We start from the raw sequence: 11,464 nt of genomic DNA on the forward strand, positions 1-11,464 counted from the left end.
CGACCGAGGACGCCTCGACCACGACGGCGGGCGAGGACCAGCCGACCACCACCAGCGACGACGACGCCCCCACCACCACCAGTCCGAACCTGCCGCCCAACGACAGCCCCCTCGCCGAGCTCCTGGCGGACCCGACCGAGCTGGGGGAGGGCTACGTCCCCGACGACAGCCTGGGCGACGGGTCCTTCGACGGCGACCTCTGCGAGGACGTGTTCATCGAGGCCGCATGGGAGGAACAGGCGTCGCAAGCCCTGCTGCAGGGCACCGGGGACGACGCCGTGACCTTCCAGCAGACCATCCTCCGCTTCTTCGACGAGTCCGCCGCCGAGGCCTTCTTCGCCCAGGTGAGCGACGGCTTGGTCACCTGCCAGCCCGGGACCACGATGACCGAGGTGGCCGGAGTCGGCGACGAGGCGGTCCTGGCCGCCCTCGTCGAGGAGGGCTCGGCCGTCGCCGGCGGCCTGGTGCGCTCGGGTGATCTGGTGGGCTACTCCTCCGCCATCGGGCCCGCCGAACCCGGGCTGCCGGTGGACGAGGCCCACCTGGCTGCCTTCGCCGATCGCCTGGCCGGCTGACCCGGTGGACACGGGCGGGCCCGGGCCCACCGAGTGGGCCACCGACGGCCCCGTCGGCGTCGGCCCCCATCCCGAGCCCTGGCCCGGGGACCCGCGCCTCGACCCCGAGCTGCTCGCCACCGGTGACCGCCGCAACGTCGCCGACCGCTTCCGCTACTGGCACCTCGAGGCCATCGTCGCCGAGCTCGACGGGCACCGGCACCCGTTCCACGTGGCCATCGAGAACTGGCACCACGATCCCAACATCGGCTCGGTCGTGCGCACCGCCAACGCCTTCCTCGCCGCCGAGGTCCACATCGTGGGGGCCAAGCGGTGGAACCGGCGGGGCGCCATGGTCACCGACCGCTACCAGCACGTCCGCCACCACCCGAGCCTCGACGACCTCGACACCTGGGCCGCCACCCGCGATCTGCCCATCGTGGGGGTCGACAACCTGCCCGGGGCCCGCCCCCTCGAGCGCGGCGGGCTCCCTCGATCCGTGGTCCTCCTCTTCGGCCAGGAGGGTCCGGGCCTCTCGCCACGCGCCAAGGCGATCACCGACGAGGTGCGCTCCATCGCCCAGTTCGGCTCGACCCGCTCGATCAACGCCGCGGTGGCCGCCGGCATCGCCATGCACACCTGGATCCGCCAGCACGTCACGGGTTGACACCTCCGGGTACGGCTCGGCGGGCACGGGCGGTGGGGGACCGGTGACGGTTCACTAGGTTCGCGCCCGTGATCGTGTCCACCCGCCGCCGCGCCCACCGCCGGAGCTCACCTCGTGGCTGCTGACAAGGACGCGGCCAAGCGCCGCCGCCAGGCCCGCAACCGCCAGGAGCGGATCAGCCGCCAGAAGCGCATCGAGGCGGCCCGGCGCTCGGAGTCCGCGCGACCGGCCCGGACGGCCGCCGCCGCCCCGGCGGCCAAGGGCACGGGGCTCAAGGGGTCCGGGTCCAAGCCAACCGCGGGCAAGGGTGCGGCGGCGACGGGCTCAGGAGGTCTCCTCGGCAAGCTGTTCCCGCCGCGGCCCGCCGCCGGTGCCCCCGGCGAGGGGGGCCGTCCGTCGCGGGCCCAACCGAGCCGCTCGGTGCCCGTCGAGGTCGACGACGTCTCGGGCATCCGGGGGGCCCTGCTCACCCGCATGGCCCAGCCCGGCGGCCGGGCGGCGCTGCTAGCCCTGTTCGTCGCCCTCGTCAGCGCCGTCACCCTGCTGGGCTTCTCGGTGGTGCCCATCGCCGCCTTCGAGTACTACGGCGAGACCGTCGTCGAGGCGTCGGCCGATGGTGAGGCCGAGCAGACCGATCTGGTCGCCCGCTTCGAGGACGCCGACCCCGTGACCGCCGGCAGCGGGCGCCTGCTGGATGTGGCCGACCCGATCTTCGCCATCGTGTTCTCCCTGGTGCCGATCGTCATCTCGGGCATCGCCGTCGCCGCGCTCACCAAGACGACCCGGAGCCGCACCCTGCTGGTCTCAGCCCTGGCCGCCGCGCTCTTCGTGTTCTTCGCCCAGGGCATCGGCACGTTCTTCATCCTGGGGGTGTTCGCCCTCGGCTTCGCCGCCTACCAGTCCCGCAAGGCCGACGCCGCCACCGCCGCTCAGGCCTCCGAGGGCTAACCCACGCGCGGGAGTTCGGGGGTTGACGGACCCCCGCCCGAGGCGCACAGTGACCCCAGTCACCGATCAGCGATGGTGCAGTCGCTGGTCGTCCTTGACAACCGATGGGCTGTCATCAGCGCCCGTTCCGTTCGCGGGACCCACGGATGCGTTCGGAGTGCGCCGTCGGAGAAGAGGCATCGACCTGCCGGGACCGCCGGCGCCCTCCTCTCCGCCGTCGCCTCGGAGACCACCGGGCCCTCTCACACCGACGGCGGTGTCCTGATTGCCGACCATCGACGACGCGCCCCCGGGGGTCGCTCCCCGGGGGCGGGTCGCGCCCCGGCCGGGCCAGAGGACCCGAGCCGCGTCGGCCGGTGACCGCCTAGGTTGATCGCACCATGGCACCCCAGACCGCACCCCGCTGCCTGCTGAGCATCCATGCCCACCCCGATGACGAGGCGTCCAAGGGGGCCGGCACCGTGCATCGCTACCACCAGGCCGGAGCCCGCGCCGTGCTGGTGTGCTGCACCGGGGGCGAGGCGGGCGACATCCTGAACCCCTCGATGGACACCCCCGAGATCCGGGCGCGCCTCGACGAGGTGCGCCTCGAAGAGCTGGCCACGTCGGCCGAGATCATCGGCTACGACGAGATCGTCATGCTCGGGTACCGCGACTCCGGCATGCCCGACACCCCCGAGAACGCCGATCCCCGCTGCTTCGCCCGCGCCCCGTTGGACGAGGCCGTGGGCCGCCTCGTCGCCATCATCCGCCGCGAGCGCCCCCAGGTGGTGCTCACCTACGGCGACGACCAGTCCGGCTACCCGCACCCCGACCACCTACGGGTGCACGAGGTCTCGATGGCCGCCATCGCCGCCGCCGCGGACCCCGAGCAGCACGCCGAGACCGGGCCGGCGTGGTCGGTCGCCAAGATCTACTGGTCGGTGTGGTCCCGTCGGCGGCTCGAGGCCACCCACCAGGCGTTCCTCGACGCCGCCATGGAGTCGCCGTTCTCCGAGGAGTGGTTCGCCCGCCAATCCCAGGACCATCGCATCACCACCACCATCGACGTACACGGCCTCTACGCGGTGCGCACCGGGGCCCTGCGGGCCCACGCCACCCAGGTCGACCCCACGTCGCCGTTCTGGTTCGGGCTCCCCGAGGACGTGGCCGCCACCATCCACCCCTTCGAGGACTACATCCGGGCCCTCAGCACCGTCGACGCACCGTTGCCCGAGGACGACCTCTTCGCCGGACTGGCCTAGGTCATCCCCCCTGAGCCACCTTCGGGTAGGGTGCCGCCCGTCCCCGGACCAGGAGGTGCAGCGATGGCGAAGTACCTGTCCCAGGAGTGGCTCGACCTGCAGCGCGAGCTCGCCCAGGACTTCCCCGAACGCCCGGGCGCAACGGCCCGCATGCAGTACGTCGTGACCGGCACGCCCGAGGGCGACGTGAAGTACTTCACCGTCATCGACAACGGCGTGATGCAGGAGAACACCCTCGGCACCGACACCGGCGCCGAGTTCACCCTCTCCACCACCTACGACGACTCGGTGAAGATCCTGAACGGCGAGCTCGACGCCAACGCCGCCTTCATGCAGGGCCGGATGAAGGTCAGCGGCAACATGGGCAAGCTCATGTCGCTCATGCCCCTCACCCAGAGCGCCGAGTACAAGGCGATCCAGGCCCAGGTCGCCGCGAAGACCGAGCTCTAGGCGCAGGCGGCCCGACGGCGATCAGCCGGCGCGCTGCAGGTCGCGCAGGAGGCGGTAGCCGATCAGGCGGGCGCCGGCGGCGGTGAGGGCGCCTCGCAGCGGACCGTCGGGGCCCACCAGGGCGAGATCGTCGACCCGGGCCTCCCAGTCCGGTGCGAACCCCCGCAGCTCGGGCGTGTCGACCGCCGGGTGCACGTAGAGCTCGGTGACGCCGGGGCGGAGCGCGGCGAGCGCGGCGTCGATGCTGGGCCGGCTGCCGGCGCCGTGGTTGCGGACGAGGTGGTCGGGCACGACCACGCCCTCGGACGCGGCCAGGTCCCGGAACGGGAAGCCGATCGCGGTCTGGGTGGAGGGGCCCGAGAGGCGGAGGGGGAGCCCGAAGTCGACCGCCAGGTCGAGGTACACGTCGAAGAACTCGGGCTTCAGCGCAAGGGCGCCCATGTGGCTGTCGAGGTGGGTGGCGTCGAAGCCCCAGAGGATGGCCCGCTCGACCTGGGCCCGCAGCTCACGGCGCACCTCGTCGAGGTCCGCGTGGTCCCAGACATCGGTGACGGTGCGGGGGAAGCCGCCGTCGCCGTCGAGCAGCGACGGGGCCCTCGTGATGGGGCCCCAGCGGTAGAGGTCGTACTCGGCGTTCAGGGTCAGGTGGACCCCGACGTCCTCACCCCGGTAGCGGGCGGCGGCCTCGCGCGCCCACGGGGCCGGCACCATCAACGAGGCGCTGGTGGCGAGCCCGTCGCGCAGCGAGCGGTAGACGCCGTCGTTGGCGGCCTGGCTGGAGCCCAGGTCGTCGCAGTTGATGATGACCACCCGGTCATCGGACCGGAAGCCGAGGCGCTCGGCGAGTCTCGTCACGGGACGTGACGCTACCGGCCGGACCGGCGGGTCAGTCACCCTCCGGCGGGCACTGCCCCCAGAGGCCCCGCCCGGCGGCCCGGGCCCGCGCCGCGGCTGCCGCCAGCTCCGACCGGTGGGCGTCGTTCGGGGCGATGGACAGCGTGCGGGCGTAGCCGTCCTCGATCAGTGAGAGGTTGACGAAGAGACCGTCGCGGGCCCGCACCACGTAGACCAGCAGGCGGTCGAAGCGGTCACGTCCCTCGACGTCGCGGGTCACCCGCACCGTCGTCCCGGCGGGCAAGAGGGCCTTGGTGCGGGCTGAGGCCTCGGGCCCGTAGCAGTCGACCGGTGCGCCCGGCTTCACCGTCTCGGGCGTGTCGATGCCGAGCAGGCGGGCCGACTCGGTGCGGCGCCCGAGCCGCAGCTGAACGGTGTCGCCATCGACGACCTCGACGACCACGGCCGTCCCCGGTGGGGCCCGGTCGCCGCCGACGAGCGAGCAGCCGGGCAGGCCGAGGGCGAGGGCGGCCCCGAGCAGGGCGGTGGTGACCCGACCCGGACGCCGGGCGGGGAGGGTGGGGTGGGCGGGCACGGCAGGCTCCCGACAATGGAGGCAGTCGGCGGCCGAGCCGCGATCCGGACCAGGTCCGTCGGGCACCGCAGGCCCAAGCCCCCCTTACCCCGCTGGGTCGGTGCTCACCCGATCCGGGTGCGGAGCCCACCGGAGCGAAGGCGACCTCAGCCCAGGCGCTCGATGAGGGTCCCGGTGCCGAGGCCGCCCCCGCAGCACATCGAGACGAGGCCGTAGCGACCTCCGGTGCGCTCGAGCTCACCGAGCGCCTTGGTGATCAGCACTGCGCCGGTCGCGCCGAGCGGGTGGCCGAGGGCGATGGCCCCGCCGTTCACGTTGACCTTGCCCGGGTCGACGGAGAGCTCCTTCTGCCAGGCCAGCACGACCGAGGCGAAGGCCTCGTTGACCTCGAAGACGTCGATGTCGTCGACGCTGATGCCCGTGCGCTCGAGCAGGCGGGCGGTGGCGTCGATGGGGCCGGTGAGCATGAGCACGGGGTCGACGCCGACCAGGCAGGTGTCGACGATGCGGGCCCGGGTCCGCAGGCCGAGGGCCTCGGCCCGCTCGCGGCTGGCGAGCAGGAGGGCGGCGGCCCCGTCGGAGATCTGCGACGACGATCCTGCGGTGTGGATCCCGTCCTCACGGGCGACGGGCTTGAGGGCCGCCAGCTTCTCGAGGGTCGTCTCGCGCAGCCCCTCGTCGCGGGCGACGGTGCGGGTGGTGCCGGTGGGCTGGCCCTCGGCGTCGAGATCGGGGGCATCGACGGCGACGACCTGACCGTCGAAGCGGCCCTCGGCCCACGCCTGGGCGGCGAGCTGCTGGGAGCGGAACCCGAAGGCGTCGGCGTCGTCGCGGCTGATGCCCCACTTCTCGGCGATGCGCTCGGCGCCCTCGAACTGCGAGGTGAACTCGTACTGGCCGAAGTAGGCCTTGGGGATGGGCACGCCGAGGCCCAGCTTCTTCGAGGAGTTGGACCCGATGGGGATGCGGCTCATGAGCTCGACGCCGCAGGCCACGGCCACGTCAGCCACGCCCGAGCCCACCAGGCCGGTGACCAGGTTGCTCGCCTGCTGGGACGAGCCGCACTGGGTGTCGACGGTGGTGGCCGCGGTGGTGATGGGCAGACCGGCGGCGAGCCAGGCGGTGCGGGTGGTGTTGAACGACTGCTCGCCCACCTGGCTCACGCACCCCCCGACCACCTGCTCGATGGCCGCGGCATCGACGCCGGAGCGCTCGATGAGCGCCGTCAGGGCGGTGCCGAGCAGATCGGCGGGGTGGACGGTGGACAGGGCACCGTTGCGTCGCCCCACGGGGGTGCGCACGGCATCGACGATCACGACCTCGGGCATGGGGCAGGACTCTACGGGCCCCGGCGCCGGCCCCGCCCACCGCACGCGTGCCGGCGAGGTCAGTGGGGGAGGAGGCGACCCTCGTCGTCGAGGCGGAAGGCGATGCCGGCGAGCTCGGCTGCGCCGCGGCCCACCGTGGCCGACGGATCCGCGGGCGTGCCGACCAGCACCCACCCGAGGAGCTCGTCGTCGGGCTCCATGTCGAGCAGGTCGGCGAGCAGCGGCCCGGTGCGGAACGGGACGCTCTTCCACATGGCCCCCAGGCCCAGGCCGTGGGCGGCGAGCACCATGGCGTAGGCGGTGCACGCGGCCGAGGCCACCTGTTCCCAGCGCTCGACCTTGGCCGGCCGGGGGGCGGCGACCACGGCGATCAGGGTGGGTGCGACGAAGGCCTTGGCGCGCAGCTTCTGGCGTATGCCGTTCGAGAGCTCGGGGGTACGAGAGAGGCCGCCGTCCTCGAGGGCGTCGGCGAAGCGGGCGCGGGCGTCGCCGTCGATCACCACGAGGCGCCAGGGTCGCAGGCGCCCGTGGTCGGGGGCGGTGGCCGCGGCCTGGAGCAGCAGCTCGACCTCGGCGGCATCGGGCCCGGGCTCGACGAGGGCGGCGGTGCTGCGCCGGTCGAGCAGGGCGCTGAGGACCGGAACGCCGGAGGGGGGGACGGAGGCGGCTGCGCTCATCGGGATCCTTCTCGGACGAGGACGTCGGGCATGCGTATCACCATCGTCGGCGGACACCAACCGCCCGGGCGGTCGGAGGTCAGGCTGCGGTGCGGTGGTGGTGCGCGGTGGCGTCGGTGGCGTCGGTGGCGTCGTGGTCGAGGCGGGCCTGGGCCCGGGCCAGGGCGGCCCGGGCCTTGGCCAGGCCACGGCGGCCGCTCTCGAGGGTCTGGTCGTCGAGGCGCCATTCGGCGTCGGCCGACGGGGAGGGGATGAGGTCGAGCTGTCGTGCCATGGGTCCAGTATGCGGAAGGGGTACGACAGTGAGCATCGGCCCTGGTCAGGGCGTCAGACAGGGGCCCCGGGGGCCACCAGGGGCCAGGGGCACTCGCGCTCGACGACGGCGGCCAGGTCGAGCAGGAGGGCGTCGTGGTGGTGGCGGCCGATGACCTGCATGCCCACGGGGAGCCCGTCGAGGGGTTCGATGGGGATCGACACCGCAGGGTTGCCGGTGATGTTGGCCGGGATGGTGAGAGCGCCGTTGTTGCCCAGCGGGACCCGTTCGCCGGCGACGCGGGTGTTGGTGCTCACGTGGGCCGGGAAGGCGACGTCGGGGTTGGTGGCGCAGATGACGAAGTCGACCTGGTCGAACACATCGGCGAGGGCCTCGTTGGACATGGTGCGCGCCGCCTCGCCCCGGCCCGACATCTCCAGGTCTACCGAGCCGTCGGCCATCTCCAGGCCGAAGGCGATCTCGGGCGTGAGCAGGTCCTTGCAGTCCGGCCACAGGTCGGCCAGCTCCATGCGGAGACCCACCAGGTTGGCCAGCGCCCAGGCGATGTCGAGCACCGGCAGGGCGATCTCGACGTCGACGACCTCGAGCCCGGCGTCGCGCACCAGGGCCTCGGCCCCGGCGACGACGCTCTGCGCGACGCCGTCGGCCACGACTGCGGCGCCCAGCGTGGGCGAGATGGCGACCTTCATGCCCCGGAGATCGTGGGAGCCGAGGTCGCGCTCCCAGCCCTCGATGCGCGGCAGCGAGTAGGGGTCGCGCGAGTCGAAGCCGGAGGTCACGTCGTACCAGCGGGCCACGTCGCGCACCGAGCGGGCCTGGCAGCCGACCACGACGGTCATGGGGTGGATCAGCGTGCGCGGGCCCCGGGGGATGCGCCCGACGGTGCCCTTCATGCCCACCAGCCCGTTGAACCCGGCGGGGATGCGGATCGACCCGCCGCCGTCGCCGCCGCTGGCGATGCTCACCAACCCGCCGGCCACTGCCGCCGACGAACCGCCCGACGAGCCCCCGGCCGTGCGGCCGTGCTGCCATGGGTTGTGGGTGATGCCGTTCTCCTTGGTGACCGAGATGTTGAGCCCGCCGAACTCACTGGCGGTGGTCTGGCCGACCAGGGTGGCGCCGCCGGCGTCGCGCAGGCGCGACACCATGGTGCCGGTGTAGGTGGCCGTGCGCCCGGCGAAGACGAGGGAGGCCTCGGTGGCCGGCCACCCCTCGACGTTGTCGAGCTCCTTGATGCCGACCGGCACCCCGCCGAAGGGTCGGGACACGTCGGCCGCGGCGGCAGCGGCGCGGGCCCCGTCGACGTCGAGGTGGGAGAAGGCGTTGAGCTCGGAGGCCCCGATGGCACCGAGGGTCGCCTCGAGCTCCTCGCTCGGTGAGCGTTCTTTGGCCCGGAAGGCTTCGACGAGCGAGCAGGCGTCGCCCAACCACGGTGTGTCGACCATGGCGGCGGAGACTAGGCCAGGTCAGGGATCTGGATGCGGGCGCGCTCGGAGGACAGCGGCACGATCAGGTCGCGCACGGCGGCCCGGTGGGCCGGGTGCTCGACGTAGGCCCTCAGGTCCTCGGGCGACGCGAAGCGGGCCACGATGGCGACCTCGTGGTTGCCGGCGGCGAGACCGAGGTCGCGCTCCACGGCGTAGGTGCCGATGGCGAGGATCTTCCCGGGCAGGGCCCGCAGACCGGCGACGAGCGAGTCGGCCTGCTCCGGGGTGGTGTCGTCGTGGAGGCGGATCAGCACGATGTGGGTCAGCACGCCGCCGACCGTAGGCGCGACGTGGTGCTACTGGAGGCCCCGGCTGGCACCGCCGTCGACGGGAATGGCCGCGCCGGTGAGGAAGCGCGCCGAGGTGGAGCAGAGGAACGCCACCACCTCGCCGAAGTCCTCGGCGCGGCCCACGGCGCGCACCGGGATGTTCTCGGCCACCGCAGCGACGGCGTCCTCGTCGTCGCCGTAGAGCAGGCGGAAGCGCTCGGTGGCGTGGATGCCGGGCTGCACCGAGTTGACCGTCACCCCTTGCGGTGCGACCTCGAGGGCGAGGGTCTTCAAGAAGCCGGTGGCCCCGGCGCGGGCGGTGTTGGAGAGGATCAGCGTGGGGATGGGCTGGCGCACCGACGCCGAGGTGATGGCGACGACGCGGCCCCAGCCCCGCGCCGCCATGGGCGGAACCGCGGCATGGCACATGGCGACCGTCGAGAGCAGGTTGAGCGACAGGGCGGGGAGGTAGGCCTCGAGCGGGGTGGTGGCGAAGGTGCCCGATGGGGGGCCGCCGGCGTTGGCGACGAGGATGTCGACCCGGCCCAGAGCGTCGACGGCCTGGGCGACGAAGTCGGTGGCGCCCTCGGGCGAGGACACATCGGCGACGAGAGGCACCGCGCCCTCGCCGATGCGGGCCGCCGCCCGCTCGACCCGGGCCCGGTCGCGGCCGCAGATCGCCACGGTGACGCCCTCGCGGGCCAGGGCCCGGGCGGCCTCGAGTCCGAGCCCGGCCGACGCGGCGGCGACGGCGGCTGTCCTGGTCGAGAGCCCGAGGTCCACGGCGCCCGACTGTACCGCCGATCCCGGCGGGTGCGGACTGGTCGCGAGTCCCGCGTAGGGTCGCCGTCCATGGATCCGGCGCCGTTCCTCGGCCTTCAGGCCACCCACAACCCGCACCGGTGGTACCTGCCGGTCGAGCCTCACCTGTGCACCGGCCACGGGTTCCTCTTCGGCGGCTGCGGCCTCGGTGCCGCCATCCAGGCCCTCGAGGCGACGACCGGTCGGCCCCTCGTGTGGGGCACGGCCCAGTACCTGTCCTACGCCCGACCGCCCTCGGTGATGGACATCGACGTCACCATCCCGGTCGACGGCAAGACCGTGAGCCAGGCCCGGGCCGTCGCCCGGGTGGGCGACACCGAGGTGCTCACCGTCAACGCTGCCCTCGGCGACCGTGACCTGGCCGTCCGGGGGCAGTTCGCCACCATGCCCGACGTGCCCCCGCCCGAGGACTGCGACCTGCGGCCGTCGCGCTTCGACGACTCCCACGAGTCGATCATGCGCCGCATCGAGCTCCGCCTGGCCCGGGGCCGTCAGATGGACCGCTTCGACGCCACCCCGCTGCCCGACGGGCGCTCCGCGCTGTGGGCCCGGATGGCGGACCTGCCTGAGACCACCGCGGCCAAGCTCGCCGTGCTCGGCGACTACGTCCCGTTCGGGACCAGCCAGGCCCTGGGTCGCCACGTCGGGGGCAACAGCCTCGACAACACGCTGCGGGTGGTGCGCCTGGTGCCGAGCGAGTGGATCCTCGTCGACATCGAGGTGCACGCCCTCGACCGGGGCTTCGGCCACGGCCTGGTCCACCTGTGGGCCGACGACGGCACCCTGCTGGCGACAGCCAGCCAGTCCACCATGGCCCGGGAGTGGGATCGCCAGAAGTAGCGGTTCACGGTCGGGGCTGGCCGTCGCCAGTCGTCGGCTGGCGCCGCCGGGTACTGCGCTGTCCTTTCCGCTCTGGGCGGCCTTCGGCCGCCGGGCCGCTCGGGCCCGGGCGCCAGCCAGTCCACCATGGCCCGGGAGTGGGATCGCCAGAAGTAGCGGTTCACGGTCGGGGCTGGCCGTCGCCAGTCGTCGGCTGGCGCCGCCGGGTACTGCGCGCGCTGAGGGCCCCTACGATCCGGCGATGGCCCTGCCCCCACCGTCGGACGCCGGCACCTGCATCGTCACCGGCGCCTCGTCGGGCATCGGCGCCGAGATCGCCCGGGACCTCGCTCGTAGGGGCCGGGGCGTCACCCTGGTGGCCCGGCGGGGCGACGAGATGCGGGCCCTGGCGGCCGACCTGGTCGCCGCCCACGGCGTGCGGGCCGAGGTGGTCGAGGCCGACCTGGCCGACCCCGACAGCCGGGCCGCTCTGCCC

Annotated in this window: 15 protein-coding genes; 7 read left to right on the top strand and 8 right to left on the bottom strand. The window is 73.6% G+C overall.

The features are described 5' to 3' along the window. From VNL12_RS19365 to VNL12_RS19385, 5 genes are all read left to right on the top strand, one after another. The coding region (locus VNL12_RS19365) for a hypothetical protein (RefSeq protein WP_325596792.1) at positions 1-575 on the top strand (575 nt) is incomplete at its 5' end. Positions 576-579: 4 nt separating this feature from the next. After that, the gene (locus tag VNL12_RS19370; RefSeq protein WP_325596794.1) at positions 580-1,221 is read left to right on the top strand and encodes an RNA methyltransferase; all 642 of its coding nucleotides are present in this window, start codon (positions 580-582) and stop codon (positions 1,219-1,221) included. Positions 1,222-1,335: 114 nt separating this feature from the next. Further along, a complete protein-coding gene (locus tag VNL12_RS19375; protein ID WP_325596796.1) occupies positions 1,336-2,169 on the top strand; it encodes a hypothetical protein in 834 nt (277 codons plus the stop codon). A gap of 380 nt (positions 2,170-2,549) precedes the next feature. Further along, a complete protein-coding gene (gene mca / locus VNL12_RS19380) occupies positions 2,550-3,413 on the top strand; it encodes a mycothiol conjugate amidase Mca (RefSeq protein ID WP_325596798.1) in 864 nt (287 codons plus the stop codon). Positions 3,414-3,476: 63 nt separating this feature from the next. Further along, a complete protein-coding gene (locus tag VNL12_RS19385; protein ID WP_325596800.1) occupies positions 3,477-3,863 on the top strand; it encodes an SCP2 sterol-binding domain-containing protein in 387 nt (128 codons plus the stop codon). 21 nt (positions 3,864-3,884) lie between these two features. On the opposite strand, the gene VNL12_RS19390 is transcribed toward VNL12_RS19385, so the two are convergent. The 8 genes from VNL12_RS19390 to VNL12_RS19425 form a co-directional block, all read right to left on the bottom strand. Further along, the gene (locus VNL12_RS19390; protein WP_325596802.1) at positions 3,885-4,718 is read right to left on the bottom strand and encodes a polysaccharide deacetylase family protein; all 834 of its coding nucleotides are present in this window, start codon (positions 4,716-4,718) and stop codon (positions 3,885-3,887) included. A 31-nt stretch (positions 4,719-4,749) separates the two neighbouring features. Further along, positions 4,750-5,292, bottom strand: coding sequence for a thermonuclease family protein (locus VNL12_RS19395; RefSeq protein ID WP_325596804.1), 543 nt, complete (start codon positions 5,290-5,292; stop codon positions 4,750-4,752). Between the two features lie 146 nt (positions 5,293-5,438). Continuing rightward, positions 5,439-6,620 (bottom strand): steroid 3-ketoacyl-CoA thiolase, encoded by a 1,182-nt coding sequence (locus VNL12_RS19400; RefSeq protein WP_325596806.1) that lies wholly within the window; start codon positions 6,618-6,620, stop codon positions 5,439-5,441. A gap of 59 nt (positions 6,621-6,679) precedes the next feature. Beyond that, complete coding sequence (locus VNL12_RS19405) at positions 6,680-7,297, bottom strand: nitroreductase (protein WP_325596808.1); 618 nt, start codon at positions 7,295-7,297, stop codon at positions 6,680-6,682. A gap of 79 nt (positions 7,298-7,376) precedes the next feature. Continuing rightward, entirely contained in the window at positions 7,377-7,571 is a 195-nt protein-coding gene (locus VNL12_RS19410) for a hypothetical protein (RefSeq protein WP_325596810.1), read from the bottom strand. A gap of 53 nt (positions 7,572-7,624) precedes the next feature. Continuing rightward, complete coding sequence (locus VNL12_RS19415) at positions 7,625-9,016, bottom strand: amidase (RefSeq protein ID WP_325596812.1); 1,392 nt, start codon at positions 9,014-9,016, stop codon at positions 7,625-7,627. 11 nt (positions 9,017-9,027) lie between these two features. After that, entirely contained in the window at positions 9,028-9,327 is a 300-nt protein-coding gene (locus VNL12_RS19420; protein ID WP_325596814.1) for a Dabb family protein, read from the bottom strand. A 27-nt stretch (positions 9,328-9,354) separates the two neighbouring features. Next, entirely contained in the window at positions 9,355-10,110 is a 756-nt protein-coding gene (locus tag VNL12_RS19425) for an SDR family oxidoreductase (protein ID WP_325596816.1), read from the bottom strand. A 69-nt stretch (positions 10,111-10,179) separates the two neighbouring features. Here VNL12_RS19425 and VNL12_RS19430 point away from each other — a divergent pair, with 69 nt between their 5' ends. Together VNL12_RS19430 and VNL12_RS19435 are read left to right on the top strand one after the other, a co-directional pair. Next, entirely contained in the window at positions 10,180-10,989 is an 810-nt protein-coding gene (locus VNL12_RS19430) for a thioesterase family protein (protein WP_325596818.1), read from the top strand. Positions 10,990-11,230: 241 nt separating this feature from the next. Next, a partial coding sequence (locus VNL12_RS19435) for an SDR family NAD(P)-dependent oxidoreductase (protein ID WP_325596791.1) occupies positions 11,231-11,464 on the top strand: 234 nt, incomplete at its 3' end.

Source organism: Iamia sp. (assembly GCF_035575815.1).
GTDB lineage: Bacteria > Actinomycetota > Acidimicrobiia > Acidimicrobiales > Iamiaceae > Iamia.

Bases quoted from the DNA above. Each gene is read 5' to 3' on its own strand.
- VNL12_RS19410 (WP_325596810.1), bottom strand. From the start codon at position 7,571: ATGGCACGACAGCTCGACCTCATCCCCTCCCCGTCGGCCGACGCCGAA.
- VNL12_RS19385 (WP_325596800.1), top strand. From the start codon at position 3,477: ATGGCGAAGTACCTGTCCCAGGAGTGGCTCGACCTGCAGCGCGAGCTC.
- VNL12_RS19405 (WP_325596808.1), bottom strand. From the start codon at position 7,297: ATGAGCGCAGCCGCCTCCGTCCCCCCCTCCGGCGTTCCGGTCCTCAGC.
- VNL12_RS19400 (WP_325596806.1), bottom strand. From the start codon at position 6,620: ATGCCCGAGGTCGTGATCGTCGATGCCGTGCGCACCCCCGTGGGGCGA.
- mca (WP_325596798.1), top strand. From the start codon at position 2,550: ATGGCACCCCAGACCGCACCCCGCTGCCTGCTGAGCATCCATGCCCAC.
- VNL12_RS19415 (WP_325596812.1), bottom strand. From the start codon at position 9,016: ATGGTCGACACACCGTGGTTGGGCGACGCCTGCTCGCTCGTCGAAGCC.
- VNL12_RS19430 (WP_325596818.1), top strand. From the start codon at position 10,180: ATGGATCCGGCGCCGTTCCTCGGCCTTCAGGCCACCCACAACCCGCAC.